The sequence below is a fragment of the Sphingomonas sp. genome (assembly GCF_019746015.1).
Lineage (GTDB): Bacteria > Pseudomonadota > Alphaproteobacteria > Sphingomonadales > Sphingomonadaceae > Sphingomonas.
The window spans coordinates 1-14,931 of record NZ_JAIESM010000015.1; the positions used below are offsets into that span (position 1 = coordinate 1).

Below are 14,931 nucleotides of genomic sequence, written 5' to 3' on the forward strand. Positions count from 1 at the left end.
GGCCGCTTCATGGTGGCCATATAGCGGCGATGGCAAGGCTCGGCGACTGGATCGATGTGCGGCGCGACGGGATTTACCTGCCCGCCGCCGATGCCTGGATCGACCCCGCCACGCCCAAGCCGCGCGCGCTCATCACCCATGGCCATGCCGACCATGCCCGCGCCGGCCATGGCGCGGTGCTGGCAACGGCCGAGACGCTCGCCATCATGGCCGCGCGCTATGGCCCGCAGCCGGGCCAGCCGGTGCGCTATGGCGAGGCGGTGCGGCTGGGCGAGGTGGGCGTGCGGTTCGTGCCGGCGGGGCATGTGCTGGGCTCCGCGCAGATCGTGCTGGAGCAGCGCGGCGAACGCGTCGTCGTCTCGGGCGATTACAAGCGCCGCGCCGACCCGACCTGCGCCGCGTTCGAGCCGGTCAGCTGCGACGTATTCATTACCGAGGCGACCTTTGGCCTGCCCGTCTTCCGCCATCCGCCGACCGCTGAGGTGGTCGCCCGCCTGCTCGTCGCGCTTGCCGCCGATCCGCGCCGCGCGGTGCTGGTCGGTGCCTATGCGCTGGGCAAGGCGCAGCGGCTGATCGCGGAGCTGCGCCGCGCCGGGCATGATGCCCCCATCTATCTGCACGGGGCGATGGTGAAGCTGTGCGCGCTCTATGAGGCGCAGGGCGTGGCGCTGGGGCCGCTGCTGCCGGTCGGCGATCTGCCCCGGGCGGCGCTGGCCGGCCATATCGTGATCGCCCCGCCCTCGGCGCTTGCCGATCGCTGGGCGCGGCGGCTGCCCGATCCGCTCACCGCGATGGCCTCGGGCTGGATGCGGGTGCGCCAGCGCGCGGTGCAGCGCGGGGTCGAGCTGCCGCTGATCCTGTCCGACCATGCCGACTGGGACGAGCTGACGCAGACGGTGCAGGAAGTCGGCGCCGGGCAGATCTGGGTCACCCATGGCCGCGACGATGCGCTGGTCCACTGGTGCGCCACCCGCCAGATCAGCGCGCGGGCGCTGGCGCTGGCCGGTTATGAGGATGAGGGGGAATAGGGTTGGTGGGTTTTTGAGGCGGAGCGGGCCGGTGCCGTCGCGGGTCAGCTCAACTGAAACCGCCTCAAACCATCAGGCCGCGACCGCGTCGTCGTCGGCGGCGAAAAGCCAGGCTTCGGCTTCGTCCATCGAATTGAAATAGCGCACGAAGCGGTTGCCGGCGGCGCGCTTCAGCTGCATCCGCGCCAGGCTGGACGCCTGCACAAAGGCCAGTTTGCGTGAACGGAAGCGCGGATCGGCGAGCACATCGCCCCAGGCGGCGACGATATCCTGCGCCTGGATTTTCATCGCGCGGATGTCCGCCAGCGTCAGATGCTCATTGGGGCCGCACTGCAGCTTTGCATAGGCGCGCGCTTGCTCGGCACGAAAGGCACCAATGTCATCGCGCGAGAAGAAACCGCCCAGCGTGATGACGACGAGATTGCGCGGTACATCGACCGAAAAGGAGAAATTTGCGTCCATGTGCCGCTATTTATGGGGGGCACCTTGCCAAAGGGTAAAATCCTATCCTTCCAATGCCTTCGCCCGGCGGCGCTGCACGCTGCTGCCGATGCCCATCGCCTCGCGATATTTGGCGACGGTGCGCCGGGCGATGTCGAAGCCCTTCTCCTTCAGCATTTCGACCAGGCTGTCGTCGGACAGGATGTCGCGCCCCTCGGCCGAGATCAGGGCCTTGAGCGCCGCCTTCACCGCCTCGGCCGACACCGCATCGCCGCCATCGGCCGCCTGGATCGCGCTGGTGAAGAAATATTTGAGCTCGAACAGCCCGCGCTCGCACGACAGATATTTGTTGCTGGTCACGCGGCTCACGGTCGATTCGTGCATCTCGATCAGGTCGGCGATCTGCTTCAGCGTCATCGGCTTCAGATGCGCGACGCCGTGCAGGAAAAACGCCTCCTGCTGCTTCACGATTTCGGTGGCGACGCGGATGATGGTGCGCTGGCGCTGGTCGAGCGCTTTCACCAGCCAGTTGGCGCTGGCCAGCATGTCGCCCAGCCAGGCGCGCGCCGCCTTGTCCTGCGGCCCGGCCGACAGCTCGGCATAATAGCGGCGATTGACCAAGAGGCGCGGCAGCGTGGCCGCATTCATCTCGATCGCCCAGCCATCGCCCCGGCGGGCGACGAAAATGTCGGGCACGACCGGCTGCGCCGGCTCGCCGCCATAGCGCGCGCCGGGCTTGGGGTCATAGCCGCGCAGTTCACGGATCATGTCGGCCATGTCCTCGTCATCGACGCCGCACAGCCGCTTCAGCCGTGCCAGCTCGCCGCGCGCCAGCAGGTCGAGATTGGCGATCAGCCGCGCCATCGCCGGGTCATAGCGGTCGGCCTCGCGCGCCTGCAGCGCCAGGCATTCGGCCAGGTCGCGCGCGCCGACGCCGGTCGGGTCGAAGCCGTGGATCACCGCCAGCACCGCTTCGACGCGCGCGAGCGGCACCGCCAGCCGGTTGGCGATCTCCAGCAGCGGCACCAGCAGATAGCCGGCGGCGTCGATCTGGTCGATCAGGTGCGCCGCGATGATCAGGTCGGTGCCCGACAGTGCATGGCCGGCCTGGGCGAGCAGATGGTCGGCCAGGCTGATCGCGCTTTCGGCCAGCCCTTCCAGCTCGGGCGCGTCGCCGCCGCGTTCGGCGCCGGTCAGGCTCAGCGCACCGTCGAGCACGCTGTCGGCCGCGCAGTCATGGTGGAAGGTCTCGGCCATCATGTCCACGTCGAGCGCGGCCTCGCCGCTGGCCTCGGGCGCTTCGAGCAGCGCGTCGGCGCTGGCCGGCTCGCCCGCGCCGGTGCCGAAATCGTCGCCCTGATCGTCGCCGGCATCGCCCGTATCGGCAAAGTCGGCAGGGCCGTCGTCATCGGGGCCACTCTCGCTGCCCGCCTCCAGCAGCGGGTTGCGCTCCACTTCCTCGGCAATCACTGCCTCGATCTCGACATTCGACAGCGCCAGCAGGCGGATCGCCTGCTGCAGCTGGGGCGTCATCACCAGCGTCTGTGCCTGGCGCAGGTCCAGGCGCGGGGCGAGGCTCATCGCGGCGCCCGCCGGTGCGCGGCGGCCCGGGCCGCTGGCGGAAGGTTTCGCGATGCCGCCATCGCTGCCATGCTAGAGCGAGAAGGTCTCGCCCAAGTAAAGCCGGCGGACATTCGCGTCGGCCACCAGCTCGTCGGGCGAGCCGGCAAACAGCACCCGGCCATCATAGATGATATAGGCGCGGTCGACGATTTCGAGCGTCTCGCGCACATTATGGTCGGTGATCAGCACGCCGATGCCGCGATCCTTCAGCTGTGCAACCAGTTCGCGGATATCGGCGATGGAGATCGGGTCGATGCCGGCAAAGGGCTCGTCGAGCAGGATGATCGACGGGTCCGCCGCCAGCGCGCGGGCAATCTCCGCGCGGCGCCGCTCGCCGCCCGACAGCGCCATTGCCGGCGCGTCGCGCAGCCGGGTCAGCCCGAATTCGCCCAGCAGTTCGTCGAGCCGCGCCATCCGCGCCGCGCGGTCGGGCTCGACCAGTTCGAGCACGGCAAGGATGTTCTTTTCCACCGACAGCCCGCGAAAGATCGATGTTTCCTGCGGCAGATAGCCCAGCCCCAGAATCGCGCGCCGATACATGGGCAGCCCGGTGATATCGACGCCATCGAGCATGATGCGGCCCGAATCGGGCTTCACCAGCCCCATCACTGAATAGAAGCAGGTGGTCTTGCCCGCGCCATTGGGGCCGAGCAGGCCGACCACCTCGCCATGGCCGACGCCGACCGACACGTCATAGAGCACCGGCCGCTTGTCATAGGCCTTGGCGATCGAGACGACGGCGAGACCGTCGCTCGCCGAACGCGCGCCGGGCGATTGGGGTGGGGCCGTGCGGGTCATGTCATCCATGGCAGTATCCGTCGCGTCGTCCCGGCCCCTTTGGCAGGATTCTTGCAGCAAATATCGGGTGCCGTCGAGGGGGTATCAGGGGGTCGGCGGATCGGCGGGCTTGTCGCGCTTGGGGACGGAGAAGCGCCCGGTCACGCGGCCGGTGGTGCCGGGCGCCGCCGTGCCGGGGGCCGGATTGCCGACGGCGGCGCCATCGATCACCGCATGGCCGGTATCCAGATTGATGGTCAGCCGCGCGCCGTTCACATTATTGCCGTTCTGGGCCAGCGACACCGCGCCGATCATCGTCACCACGCGGCGGTTGAGGTCATAGATCGCATATTGGCTGCGCCCGACCTGATCGGGCCGGGTGACGACGACATTGCCGGCCGCGTCCAGCCGCGAGACTTCGGGCGAACCATCGACCACCTTGCCGGTATAGGCCACCGTCATCCGCCCGGCGGTCACCGTCATTTCCGCCTGGCGAACATTGACATTGCCGGTCAGGATGACGCGATTGGCCTGGTCCTGCAGCTCGATATGGTCGGCGCCAAAGTCGATCGGCGCGGTCGAATCATGGCGGGCAGACTGCGCGCCGACCAGCGCGGCGGGGCCAGCCATGGCGACAAGGCCGATTGCGGCAAGGAAGGCGGCGCGGGTCATTGCCGGCTATTTCCCCTTTCCGGGCCGCAACCGCAAGTGGGCACGGCCATCCAGCTGCACGACTCGGCCGGTAATGTCGGCGCTCATCCGGTCGGCTGAAAAGCTGCCGCGCGGCAGCGTGCCGGTCACCGGGGCGCTGCTGGTCAGCCGCTGCGCTTTCAGGTCGATCACCGCGCCCTCGGTGCGCACCTGATAGCCGCGCGCCGATTCGAAGCGGACGCCGCCGTCAATCGCGACGCTGTCGCGCTTCAGGTCATATTCGCCATGGTCGGCGCGCAGGTCGGCGGGGCCGTCGGCCAGGTTGATCTCGCCGTGCAGCGCTTTCAGCTGGACCACCGGGTCGCTCGACGATTTCTGCGTGGCGCTGTCGGCGGTCAGCACGAAGGGGCGGCCTTGCTGATCCTCGCCGCGATAGGTGGCCGCGCGCAGCCGCAGCCGTTCGCGCGCCACCTCGACCTTGTTCTTGTCGAGCAGGAACGACACATCGCCGCCGCCGCGCAGCGGCATGAACACCAGAAACGCCGCCAGCACGCCGATCGACACCGGCAGGCCGGCGCGCGAGCCGGCCACCACCATGTCGTGCCGGCTGCCCGGCCGCGCCCAGAGCCGCCGCGCCGAGCGGTCTCTGAGCGCCTGGTCAGACATGGTGCGGCTCAGACATGGTGCGGCTCAGACATGCGCGAACAGATCGATTTCGGGCCAGCCGGCCAGGTCGAGCTCGGCGCGCCAGGGCAGGAAATCGAAACAGGCCTGGGCGAGCGCGGTGCGCCCCTCGCGCGCCAGCCGCCGGTCGAGCTCGGCCTTGATCGCGTGAAGATAGCGCACGTCGGACGCGGCATAATCGCGTTGCGCGTCGGACAGGTCGGGCCCGCCCCAGTCCGACGATTGCTGCGCCTTGGACAGATCCTGCCCCAGCAATTCACGGGTCAGCTCCTTCAGGCCGTGCCGGTCGGTATAGGTGCGCACCAGCCGCGACGCCGTCTTGGTGCAATAGACGGGCGCCGCCATCACCTGCAGATAATATTTGATCGCCGCCAGATCGAACCGGGCGAAATGATAGAGTTTCAGCTTGGCCGGGTCGGCCAGAACGCCGCGCAGATTGGGTGCGGCATAATTGCTGCCCGGGCCAAAGCGGACCAGATGCTCGTCGCCGGTGCCGTCGGCCAGCTGCACCACGCACAGCCGGTCGCGCTGGGTGACAAGGCCCATCGTCTCGGTATCGACCGCAATCGCACTGGATGCGGCAAACAGCCCGGCGGGAATGTCTTCTTCATGGAAATGCACGCTCATCCTTGTCGCCTAGCGCCTCGCGCGCATGCGCTCAATGGGGGAGCATCGCGCGGCCGCTGTGCGGGTTATGCGAGTCGCGCGTATGATGGCCGATCGGGCTGCTGCGGGGGGAGGGCGCGGCCGGGCACCGCCATCGGCCAGCCGCCCGATTCGCACGACGGAGCGCGCAGAAAACCGGGATTCAGACAAGAATTGGGCGAAACCATGGTTCAGCAACATTGCCCATGACGAATTTATTCGCCCGGCTATCGCTTTTGCGATATGGCTTTTATCGCGCAAAGAGTTATGAGCGCGACGAAGACCTGCGTTCGTCGTCCGACGCTTGGGTTCTTGCGTGTGTAGGTGGGCGATCCGGGAAGACGAACAGGGCATGAGTTTCGATAAAGGGCGGCGCGGTGGCCGCGGCAGAGACAAGCGTGATGGTTTCGGGGATGATTTCGGCGGATTTGATCGCGGCTTTGGCGGCGATCGCTTCGGCGGGGATCGTTTTGGCGGTGACCGTTTCGGTGGTGGTGGCGATCGCTTCGGTGGCGGCGGTGGTGACCGATTTGGCGGTGGCGGCGGCTTTGGCGGCGGCGGCGGTGGTTTCCGTGGCGGCGGCGGTGGCGGTGGTCGCGGCATGCCGCCCCAGGTCGTTGGCGAAGGCACCGGCGTCGTAAAATTCTTCAACGCGCAAAAGGGCTTCGGCTTCGTCGTGCGCGACGATGGCGGCGAGGATGTGTTCGTGCACATCTCGGCGGTCGAGGCAGCGGGCCTTGCCGGTCTGGCGGAAGGCCAGCCGCTCGGCTTCACGCTGGTTGATCGCGGGGGCCGCATCTCGGCGACCGACCTCAAGATCGACGGCGAGCCGATGCCGGTGACCGATCGCGCCCCGCGCGCCCCGGCGGCCGGTGCCCCACAGCGCCAGCTGACCGGGGAAAAGGCGACCGGCACGGTCAAGTTCTTCAACGCGATGAAGGGCTTCGGCTTCATTCAGCGCGATGACGGCCAGCCTGATGCCTTTGTCCATATCTCGGCGGTGGAGCGGGCCGGCATGCCGACGCTCAACGAAGGCGACCGGCTCGAATTCGAGCTGGAGGTTGACCGGCGCGGCAAATATGCCGCCGTCAATCTGGCACCGGCACAGTAAGCGCTTCTGCCCGGCTGGCCAGCACCGGCCGGGCATTTCCCAACCGCAATGCCCGATTTCCGCCGCGCAACACCACGCGACATCGCGGCCGTCCATGCCCTCGTCGAATCGGCCTATCGTGGTGACTCGGCCCGCCGCGGCTGGACGCATGAGGCCGATCTGCTCGGCGGCCAGCGCACCGATGCGCAGGAAATCGCCGCCCTCATCGCCGATCCCGCCCATTATCTGATGCTGATGGGCGATGGCGCCGCACTGGTCGGCTGCGCCGATATCGCCGACCGGGGCGGCGGCCTGGCCTATCTCGGCATGCTGAGCATCGCGCCCGGTCGCCAGGCCGGCGGGCTGGGCAAGGCGCTGATCGCGGCGGCCGAACGCGTTGCCGCACAGCATTTCCACGCCCGTACGGTCGAGATGACCGTCATCCGCCAGCGCACCGAGCTGATCGCTTATTATGCCCGGCGCGGCTATGCCCTCACCGGCGAGACGCGACCCTTCCCCTATGGCGATGCGCGGTTCGGCGATCCGCGGCGCGACGATCTGGATTTCGTCGTGCTGGCAAAGCCGCTCACGTCACCAGCTGTTTGAGCGTTTCGAGCGTGTCGGCCTCCGCCGCCGGCTTGTCGGTGCGGATGCGCGCGATGCGGGGAAAGCGCATCGCCACGCCCGATTTGTGCCGGGTGGAGGCGTGGATCGAATCGAACGCGATCTCCAGCACCAGCGTTTTCGCCACTTCGCGCACCGGGCCGAAACGGGCGATGCTGTTCGCGCGCACGAACGCGTCGAGCTGTTTCAGCTCGGCATCGCTGATCCCCGAATAGGCCTTGCCCACCGGCAGCAGCGCGCCATCCGCCGCCCAGCAGCCAAAGGTGAAATCGGAATAATAAGAGGATCGCCGCCCGGCGCCGCGCTGCGCATACATCACCACGCAATCGGCGGTCAGCGGCGCGCGCTTCCATTTGTACCACAGCCCGGCGCGGCGCCCGGCGACATAGGGGGCATCGCGCCGCTTGAGCATCACCCCTTCGATCGCGGCGTCGCGCGCGCCGTCGCGCAGCCGCTCGAGCGCGGCGAAATCCTCGGCCGCAATCAGCGCGGACAGGTCGAAGCGGTCGGCCGGCAACTGCGGCATCACCCGTTCGAGCGCCGCCCGCCGCGCGCTCCAGGGCTCGTCGCGCAGATCCACGCCGCCCTCGAACAGCAGGTCGTACAGGCGGACAAAGGCCGGATAGCGCGCCTGCAGCCGCGCGTCGGCCGCCTTGCGCCCCAGCCGCTGCTGCAGCGCGTTGAAGCTCGCGGCGGCCTGATCCGCGCCGTCCAGCCCCACACCTTGTGCGGCGCCGCGCACCATCAGCTCGCCATCGGCGACGCCCGCCAGCGTGAAGGCGGCGGCGATTTCGGGAAAGCTCGCGGTGATATCGTCGCCGCCCCGGCTGTAGAGCCGCGTCGCGCCGCCGCTGCGCACCAGCTGGATGCGGATACCATCCCACTTCCACTCAGCGGCATAGTCCGCCAGGTCCACGGCCGCGCCGTCAAACGGCTGGGCGAGCATGAAGGCGCGGAACAGCGGCTGCTCGTCGAGCGCGGGCTTCGCGCCCCCCTCGCCCCAGGCGAACAGCGCGGCATAGGGGGGGGCAAGGCCGTGCCAAAGCTCCTCCACCTCGGCGAGATCGACACCGAACGCCTCGGCAAAGCCGGCCTTGGCCAGCCGCGCCGACACGCCGACGCGCAACGCACCCGTCGCCAGCTTGAGCAGGGCAAAGCGCTCCTCCGCGCTCATCCGGTCGAGCAGCGCGGCGAGCAGGTCGGCCGCATCGGCGCGGGGCGCGGCGGCGAGCATGCCGACGCATTCGGCCAGGCCCGGCGGCCCGGCCGGCGGCACCGGCGGATCGGGCCAGATCAGCGCCACCGTCTCCGCCGTGTCGCCCACATAATCGCGGCTCAGGCGGAACAGCACCGGGTCCACCCGCGCTTCCACCGCGCGGCGCACGGTGGCGGGCTTCACCGCCGGCAGATCGAGCGTGCCGGTGAGCGCGGCCAGCGCCCAGCCGCGATCGGGGTCCGGCTGCTCGCGCAGAAAGGCGCCGAGCAAAGCGAGCTTGGCATGGCGCGAGCGGGTGTAGATCAGCGCGTCCAGCAACGCCGCGAACGCGCGCACGCTCAGCCCCGCTGGAAGAACATCAGCATCACCAGCCGGCCATCCGCGCCCGACCGGCCGAAACCGGGCGCCGCATCGTGGAACAGCCACGGGCTGAACAGCAGCAGCCGGTTGAAGCGCATCGGCACGCTCATCACCTTTTCCCAGCGCGCGGGGTGGCGCGTGTCGCGGTTGACGACATCCTCGATGAGCGCGTTGACATCGCCATAGCCGCTCGCCGCCAGCGCCATGTCGGTCGCGGGCACGCGTTCCAGCCCGGTCGGGCGGTGGCGGAAAAAATCGGTGCCGCCGCGGGCATGCTCGGGCAGGCTGAGATAGAGGATGCCCGAATAGAAGCACGGGTCGATATGCACGCCCGACAGCCCCTTGTCGCCGGCGAGCGTCAGCCGGCAATGGCCATGGCTGGTGCCCGGCATGGGGACGAGCGGCACGCCGACAATGCCGGAGGCCGCCGCCTCCAGCCCCTGCAGCGCCAGCGCCCGGTCAGACAGCAGGCCGGGATAATTGCCCTGCTTCAGCGCCGGATCATAGTTCAGCCCCAGGGCTGCGGCGCGCACGGCATGCGGATCGGGCAGGAAATCGTCGATGACGAGCAGCGAGGGGAGCATGGCCAAACCCTGCCCAAGCCAGGCGCGGACGGCAAGAGGTGGGGGTGAGGGCGGGGGAAGCCCGAACCGCTGGGCGGTAACCTGTCCGGCTGGTGGTCCCGCCGGATTAGCCACGAGCATCGGCTGGTATACCGCGTGGCCGGCAGCGGCGAGGGTCAGATGCTGCAGGTGGCGCAGTGCCGGTATCATTATTGATGCTCAACGAGGAACCCCGTTGACATGTAGGAAATTCCGATTCAGAGATTCACAATGGCGCGTAGAGGAGGCTCTGCGCGTCGCTTGATTCTGACCCTACTTGGATCGCTCCGGGAGTTCGGGTGAAGCATTTCAACGCTATCCTGACCTGCAAATGAAACCCATCCACCCCAAGTTTGGCAATCCGCCGCTTTTCGAACAGGCGATCGCTGTCGTGTTCGACGCAATCCCAACATTCTCGCTAGGAGACTTCGGCAAGTTTTGGTCGCGCATTGACGATGAGTTTGACACTTGCGAGGCCCGACCGATTGTCGATCCGCGTTTTGAAGCCTTTGATCAACCACCCCATCTCGGCTTCGAGATGCGTCTGGTGCCGGCAGAAAGCCTCCCACGCTGTTTCTATCGCCACAAGGATAAGAGCGAACTAGTCCAGTTACAGGCTGATCGGTTTGGCTTCAATTGGCTGAAGCGAGCGGAGAGAAAGTACCCTCATTTTGAGCTCACCGTGAGTCGGTTTTTCGATCTTTATGACAAGTTCGATGCTTTCTGTTCCGAGCGTGGTTTTGCAACCCCGGCCGTGCGTCAATGCGAAATCACAAATGTAAATATCGTGCCTGTAGCTAACGCTGGCGAAGTTGATCGTGCACGAGAAACCTTTGCCCATTTACCAGAACTCAGCACGCACTCGTTTCTTAGCCCGGAGACAATTAGTTACAGTACTCAGCACCAAATTATGTCGGAGGACGGGCGGCCGGTGGGTCGATTATACCAAATTTTCTCGCCCGCCGTTCTCACTGACACCAATGAACGAGCGTATCGTCTCGAACTGACAGCTCGTGGCGCGCCTCAAGGCGAGGGTTCCGCTGGCGTAAAGTCATTTTTTGAGCTCGCGCGGACAGCAATAAACGGAGCATTCTTGGCGGCTACGACCGAGGCGGCTCAAAGGACGTGGGGATACATCGATGGCAACCGCGTTTAAGGACCTGTACCCTGACCCGACAGAATGTGGATCGCAGGCGACCCTTATGTCAGATGCAGTTCTTAACCGCGTTCGCGGAGAGAGATGCTATATACATTCAATTTCCCTGCCGGGTAATCTACGGATTAAAACTGACGCGCCAACGTTGAGAACGGAGGTTCAGGCGATCATCGATCGAATCTCATACCTTACGACGTTGCCAGAAGGCTGGGATACGTACGCCGCTCGACCAGTAACCGATTCAGCGATTAGGCCTGCCTTGGACATTGCGCTCTACGCCGTCCAACGGTGCCGTGATCCACGCATGACAGCCAGCAATGAAGGTGGCATTATCCTAATGTGGGAAGAGGGAGCAAAAGAGCTGGAAATTGAGGTCTCTCCAGACGGGGTGGTGTTTTCAGCTTACCTAATTGACGCTAAGGGGATCGAGGACGAACCCGAAGTTCCGATCGACTTGGAAAGGGCCCGCGCGTTCGTTGATAAGTTTTGTCGTAACTAACCGGCCGGCCACATGGCCAGCGTTGCTCCCGAAGAGCCAGCTGACGACGACGCAATCGACGGCGCAGAATATGTCCTGCGCCGAGTTCATATCGATCTAGCGCGCAGGGGTAAGCCAGACCGATCAATCTTCAAGAATGACCCCGGCGGCATCGGGACGTCTGTCACTTTATGGAGATCAGAACACGATCTTGAAATTGTCACTGCTGGTCGGCCGAATGTAGGGGTCGTCGCCGTGACCGTTGCCGAATTGCGATCCTTCGGCTTAGGGGTCATGTTTACTTTTGCAGAGGGAAACCCGAATCACTGCGAGGTGTTCGGACCACGATCTAAGTCAAAGCTAGGATCCATCCGTGATCTATGCAAATGGGTGCGCTACCCAGACGGATTCCCAGAAGAGGCGAAGGTGGAGCTGTTCAACCTCTTTCCTACATAGTCAGCATGCCGCGCCGCGCGGACAGGGTGTGGTGGAAATGCTGCCCCACTGCCTAGCCTCAATCCCGCTCCCGTCCCCCGGCGCCCACATACAGCTCCCGCCCGCTCTCGTTATAAAGCCGGCTCATCTCCGCCATTCCCGCCGCCGCTTCCTCGGCCGCTACGAACGTCTCCGCCCCGGCATTCTGCTTCGCGGCAAATTCGCGTACCTCTGCCGTGATCTTCATCGAGCAGAATTTCGGCCCGCACATCGAGCAGAAATGCGCCGTCTTCGCGCCTTCCGCCGGCAAAGTCTGGTCGTGATATTGCTCGGCCGTGTCCGGGTCTAGCGACAGGTTGAACTGGTCGCGCCAGCGGAACTCGAAGCGCGCGCGCGACAGCGCATCGTCGCGCAGCTTGGCGGCGGGGTGGCCCTTGGCCAGGTCGGCGGCGTGGGCGGCGAGCTTGTAGGTCACCACCCCCACCTTCACATCGTCGCGGTCGGGCAGGCCCAGATGTTCCTTGGGCGTGACGTAGCAGAGCATCGCCGTGCCGAACCAGCCGATCATCGCCGCGCCAATGCCGCTGGTGATATGGTCATAGCCCGGCGCAATGTCCGTCGTCAGCGGCCCCAAGGTGTAGAAGGGCGCCTCGCCACAGGCGGCGAGCTGCTTGTCCATATTGGCCTTGATCTTGTGCATCGGCACATGGCCCGGTCCCTCGATCATCACCTGCACGTCGTGCTGCCAGGCGATCTTGGTCAGCTCGCCCAGCGTGTAGAGCTCGGCAAATTGCGCCTCGTCATTGGCGTCGGCAATCGATCCGGGGCGCAGGCCGTCGCCCAGCGAGAAGGCAATGTCATACGCCTTCATGATCTCGCAGATTTCCTCGAACCGCGTGTAGAGGAAATTTTCCTGATGATGCGCCAGGCACCATTTCGCCATGATGCTGCCGCCGCGGCTGACGATGCCGGTCACGCGCTTGGCCGTCATCGGGATATAGGGCAGGCGGACGCCCGCATGGATGGTGAAATAATCCACCCCCTGCTCGGCCTGTTCGATGAGCGTGTCGCGATAGATTTCCCAGCTCAGCTCCTCGGCAATGCCGCCCACCTTTTCCAGCGCCTGATAGATGGGCACGGTGCCGATGGGGACGGGGGAGTTGCGCAAGATCCATTCGCGCGTGTCGTGAATGTTGCGGCCGGTCGACAGGTCCATCACCGTGTCCGCACCCCAGCGGATGGCCCACACCATCTTGTCCACTTCGCTCGCCACGTCGCTGGCGACCGCCGAATTGCCGATATTGGCGTTGATCTTGACCAGGAAATTGCGGCCGATCGCCATCGGCTCGCTTTCGGGGTGGTTGATGTTGACGGGAATGATCGCGCGGCCGCGCGCCACCTCGTCGCGCACGAATTCGGGGGTCACGTAATCGGGGATTTCGGCGCCCCAGTCCTGCCCGTCGCGCGCGGCCGCCTCGCGCAGCTGCTCGCGACCCAGATTTTCGCGGATGGCGACATATTCCATTTCGGGCGTGATGATGCCGCGCCGGGCGTAATGCATCTGGGTCACATTGGCGCCGGCGCGGGCACGTAGCGGTCGCTTCACGGCATGGGGGAAGCGGGGGACGCCGCCCGACCGGTCCGGCCCCAGCTGGCCATTATCCTCGGGCCGAATGTCGCGGGCTGGATAATCCTCCACATCGCCGCGCGCGCAGATCCAGTCGCGGCGCAGCGGGGCGAGGCCGGCCGAAATGTCGATCACCGCCTGCGGATCGGTATAGGGGCCGCTGGTGTCGTAGACCCGCAACGGCGGCTCGCCCGAGGACGGCTCCAGCATGATCTCGCGCATGGCGACGCGGAGCGGGCCGACATGAACCTTGCGGCTGCCGCGAATGGGGCCGGTGGTTACGCCAATTTCGGTGCGGGCGGGAAGGTCAGCCATCGTCAAAACGCTCCTCAAATGCCGGAGCGGGGGCGGATTTCGGGCGCGAAAGCCGTTCCCTCCCTCCGCCGGTGCTAGCCGGATCAGGTTCATCGGGTCAGGGGCGTGCGCCCCCCTCTCAGGCGCCTGAACGCGCGCCTCCCCGGGGATGGGGACAGGCTTTACGCCCGGCGGCGGCGCCTGTCCAGCGAGGGGGAACGGAGGCGTTCCGATTGCGCGGGCTGGGCGGGGGTGGCAGAGTTGGGGGATGGATGTGGGGGAAAAAAGGCACGCAGATACGCTGCGCATGTGGTTGGCCACCAAGCCGACCGCTTGGGCACAGGCCATTGCACTGAGAGCTGCATTAAGGGCGCTACCGTCAATCGCTGAAGCGCAACAATCTTGGTTGAGAAGCTTTGCCCTTCTACCTTTTGGCGCTCTTGTTTCCAGCTGGATTCAAATAACTGAACCCGAAATCTTCGTTCTCACGGACGAGACGCGATCGAATGCCAGATTTGGGGGTATATCCTTTCAATTCGACCATTATAAATCTGAATCCATCGCATTATTTGCGGCACAGGCGAGTTATCACTCTGCAGATGCTCAATCTAGATCCATGCTTGCCATATCAGATTGCATCGAAGCCGTAATATCAGCTGCTAACGCACTTCGATATAATGAAAGAACAATCAATTTTGCATTGGGTATGTCGACCGGTGCCGACACTATATTTTGGGATAATATCTATACAGACTGTAAAATTATTGACGAAATTGATATCAAAGATCCGCTTGAATTTCTTTTCGTAAATCGACTGTGGGACCCATTTTCGAAAGCTCTAACAGACAGTTTGAGTAGAAGATTGAAGGCCAAGCTGCTTAATATCGATCCGAATTACAGCGTCTGGATCGACTGGTTCGAGCGTCGCATCCGGGGCGAGCGCGCTGCTTTTGACATTCCCGGCGACAAATACCGCCAAGAAGACAAAGCCATCCTGCGCCGCCTGGCCGAGGCGACCAATGAGGATTTCTGGGGCAAGGGCCATGAATATGTCAACGCAACGCTAAAAGCCTGGCTCGACGAGGCGCGCGCAAGGGCGGCGGCGAATGCGGCACCCGATCCGCCCGCCGGAACCGAGGCCCCCGTGCCGCCGCAGGATGCGGGCGCCATTGCCTATGGCATTAATGCCGAGGGCAAGCT

General features: G+C 65.3%; 16 protein-coding genes, 1 pseudogene and 1 riboswitch. Of the genes and pseudogenes, 8 read left to right on the forward strand and 9 right to left on the reverse strand.

Going from position 1 to position 14,931, the window contains the following annotated elements; translation table 11 throughout:
* The first annotated feature begins 29 nt into the window (after nt 1-29).
* Nucleotides 30-1,028, forward strand: a complete 999-nt coding sequence (locus K2Y03_RS02575) for a ligase-associated DNA damage response exonuclease (RefSeq protein ID WP_294088033.1) — start codon at nt 30-32, stop codon at nt 1,026-1,028.
* A 72-nt stretch (nt 1,029-1,100) separates the two neighbouring features.
* On the opposite strand, the gene K2Y03_RS02580 is transcribed toward K2Y03_RS02575, so the two are convergent.
* From K2Y03_RS02580 to K2Y03_RS02605, 6 genes are all read right to left on the reverse strand, one after another.
* Nucleotides 1,101-1,490 carry a hypothetical protein gene (locus K2Y03_RS02580; RefSeq protein WP_294087995.1) on the reverse strand — a complete coding sequence of 130 codons (390 nt, stop codon included), beginning with the start codon at nt 1,488-1,490 and terminating at the stop codon, nt 1,101-1,103.
* Between the two features lie 42 nt (nt 1,491-1,532).
* Nucleotides 1,533-3,050 (reverse strand): RNA polymerase factor sigma-54, encoded by a 1,518-nt coding sequence (rpoN, locus tag K2Y03_RS02585; RefSeq protein ID WP_294087997.1) that lies wholly within the window; start codon nt 3,048-3,050, stop codon nt 1,533-1,535.
* Nucleotides 3,051-3,122: 72 nt separating this feature from the next.
* A complete protein-coding gene (gene lptB / locus K2Y03_RS02590) occupies nt 3,123-3,899 on the reverse strand; it encodes an LPS export ABC transporter ATP-binding protein (protein ID WP_294087999.1) in 777 nt (258 codons plus the stop codon).
* Between the two features lie 75 nt (nt 3,900-3,974).
* Nucleotides 3,975-4,541 carry an LptA/OstA family protein gene (locus tag K2Y03_RS02595; protein ID WP_294088001.1) on the reverse strand — a complete coding sequence of 189 codons (567 nt, stop codon included), beginning with the start codon at nt 4,539-4,541 and terminating at the stop codon, nt 3,975-3,977.
* Between the two features lie 6 nt (nt 4,542-4,547).
* Complete coding sequence (gene lptC, locus K2Y03_RS02600) at nt 4,548-5,186, reverse strand: LPS export ABC transporter periplasmic protein LptC (protein WP_294088002.1); 639 nt, start codon at nt 5,184-5,186, stop codon at nt 4,548-4,550.
* Between the two features lie 24 nt (nt 5,187-5,210).
* Entirely contained in the window at nt 5,211-5,831 is a 621-nt protein-coding gene (locus K2Y03_RS02605; RefSeq protein WP_294088006.1) for a ribonuclease D, read from the reverse strand.
* Nucleotides 5,832-6,201: 370 nt separating this feature from the next.
* Here K2Y03_RS02605 and K2Y03_RS02610 point away from each other — a divergent pair, with 370 nt between their 5' ends.
* Together K2Y03_RS02610 and K2Y03_RS02615 are read left to right on the forward strand one after the other, a co-directional pair.
* Nucleotides 6,202-6,960, forward strand: coding sequence for a cold-shock protein (locus K2Y03_RS02610; protein WP_294088009.1), 759 nt, complete (start codon nt 6,202-6,204; stop codon nt 6,958-6,960).
* A gap of 48 nt (nt 6,961-7,008) precedes the next feature.
* Nucleotides 7,009-7,545 (forward strand): GNAT family N-acetyltransferase, encoded by a 537-nt coding sequence (locus K2Y03_RS02615; protein WP_294088011.1) that lies wholly within the window; start codon nt 7,009-7,011, stop codon nt 7,543-7,545.
* On the opposite strand, the gene K2Y03_RS02620 is transcribed toward K2Y03_RS02615, so the two are convergent.
* Entirely contained in the window at nt 7,526-9,115 is a 1,590-nt protein-coding gene (locus K2Y03_RS02620) for a cisplatin damage response ATP-dependent DNA ligase (protein WP_294088014.1), read from the reverse strand. The two genes, K2Y03_RS02615 and K2Y03_RS02620, sit on opposite strands and share 20 nt — an antisense overlap.
* Nucleotides 9,116-9,117: 2 nt before the next feature.
* Nucleotides 9,118-9,723, reverse strand: coding sequence for a DUF6445 family protein (locus K2Y03_RS02625; RefSeq protein ID WP_294088017.1), 606 nt, complete (start codon nt 9,721-9,723; stop codon nt 9,118-9,120).
* A gap of 48 nt (nt 9,724-9,771) precedes the next feature.
* On the opposite strand from K2Y03_RS02625, the pseudogene K2Y03_RS02630 reads away from it, so the two are divergent.
* The 4 genes and pseudogenes from K2Y03_RS02630 to K2Y03_RS02645 all read left to right on the forward strand — a co-directional run.
* Nucleotides 9,772-9,918: pseudogene (locus K2Y03_RS02630) on the forward strand (Txe/YoeB family addiction module toxin); the annotation flags it as partial.
* Nucleotides 9,919-10,018: 100 nt separating this feature from the next.
* Complete coding sequence (locus K2Y03_RS02635; RefSeq protein ID WP_294088019.1) at nt 10,019-10,897, forward strand: TIGR04255 family protein; 879 nt, start codon at nt 10,019-10,021, stop codon at nt 10,895-10,897.
* 304 nt (nt 10,898-11,201) lie between these two features.
* Entirely contained in the window at nt 11,202-11,396 is a 195-nt protein-coding gene (locus K2Y03_RS02640; RefSeq protein WP_294088022.1) for a hypothetical protein, read from the forward strand.
* Nucleotides 11,397-11,408: 12 nt separating this feature from the next.
* Nucleotides 11,409-11,831 carry a hypothetical protein gene (locus tag K2Y03_RS02645; protein ID WP_294088025.1) on the forward strand — a complete coding sequence of 141 codons (423 nt, stop codon included), beginning with the start codon at nt 11,409-11,411 and terminating at the stop codon, nt 11,829-11,831.
* Nucleotides 11,832-11,889: 58 nt separating this feature from the next.
* Here K2Y03_RS02645 and thiC read toward each other — a convergent pair whose 3' ends face one another.
* Nucleotides 11,890-13,752 carry a phosphomethylpyrimidine synthase ThiC gene (gene thiC, locus K2Y03_RS02650; protein WP_294088027.1) on the reverse strand — a complete coding sequence of 621 codons (1,863 nt, stop codon included), beginning with the start codon at nt 13,750-13,752 and terminating at the stop codon, nt 11,890-11,892.
* A gap of 43 nt (nt 13,753-13,795) precedes the next feature.
* Nucleotides 13,796-13,907: riboswitch (TPP riboswitch) on the reverse strand.
* A 92-nt stretch (nt 13,908-13,999) separates the two neighbouring features.
* On the opposite strand from thiC, the gene K2Y03_RS02655 reads away from it, so the two are divergent.
* On the forward strand, nt 14,000-14,931 hold a 932-nt coding region (locus tag K2Y03_RS02655), incomplete at its 3' end, for a hypothetical protein (RefSeq protein WP_294088030.1).

What these genes read in the sequence shown, in the direction of transcription:
- K2Y03_RS02575 (WP_294088033.1), top strand. Translation starts at nt 30, where the DNA reads ATGGCAAGGCTCGGCGACTGGATCGATGTGCGGCGCGACGGGATTTAC.
- K2Y03_RS02580 (WP_294087995.1), bottom strand. Translation starts at nt 1,490, where the DNA reads ATGGACGCAAATTTCTCCTTTTCGGTCGATGTACCGCGCAATCTCGTC.
- rpoN (WP_294087997.1), bottom strand. Translation starts at nt 3,050, where the DNA reads ATGAGCCTCGCCCCGCGCCTGGACCTGCGCCAGGCACAGACGCTGGTG.
- lptB (WP_294087999.1), bottom strand. Translation starts at nt 3,899, where the DNA reads ATGGATGACATGACCCGCACGGCCCCACCCCAATCGCCCGGCGCGCGT.
- K2Y03_RS02595 (WP_294088001.1), bottom strand. Translation starts at nt 4,541, where the DNA reads ATGACCCGCGCCGCCTTCCTTGCCGCAATCGGCCTTGTCGCCATGGCT.
- lptC (WP_294088002.1), bottom strand. Translation starts at nt 5,186, where the DNA reads ATGTCTGACCAGGCGCTCAGAGACCGCTCGGCGCGGCGGCTCTGGGCG.
- K2Y03_RS02605 (WP_294088006.1), bottom strand. Translation starts at nt 5,831, where the DNA reads ATGAGCGTGCATTTCCATGAAGAAGACATTCCCGCCGGGCTGTTTGCC.
- K2Y03_RS02610 (WP_294088009.1), top strand. Translation starts at nt 6,202, where the DNA reads ATGAGTTTCGATAAAGGGCGGCGCGGTGGCCGCGGCAGAGACAAGCGT.
- K2Y03_RS02615 (WP_294088011.1), top strand. Translation starts at nt 7,009, where the DNA reads ATGCCCGATTTCCGCCGCGCAACACCACGCGACATCGCGGCCGTCCAT.
- K2Y03_RS02625 (WP_294088017.1), bottom strand. Translation starts at nt 9,723, where the DNA reads ATGCTCCCCTCGCTGCTCGTCATCGACGATTTCCTGCCCGATCCGCAT.
- K2Y03_RS02640 (WP_294088022.1), top strand. Translation starts at nt 11,202, where the DNA reads ATGACAGCCAGCAATGAAGGTGGCATTATCCTAATGTGGGAAGAGGGA.
- K2Y03_RS02645 (WP_294088025.1), top strand. Translation starts at nt 11,409, where the DNA reads ATGGCCAGCGTTGCTCCCGAAGAGCCAGCTGACGACGACGCAATCGAC.
- thiC (WP_294088027.1), bottom strand. Translation starts at nt 13,752, where the DNA reads ATGGCTGACCTTCCCGCCCGCACCGAAATTGGCGTAACCACCGGCCCC.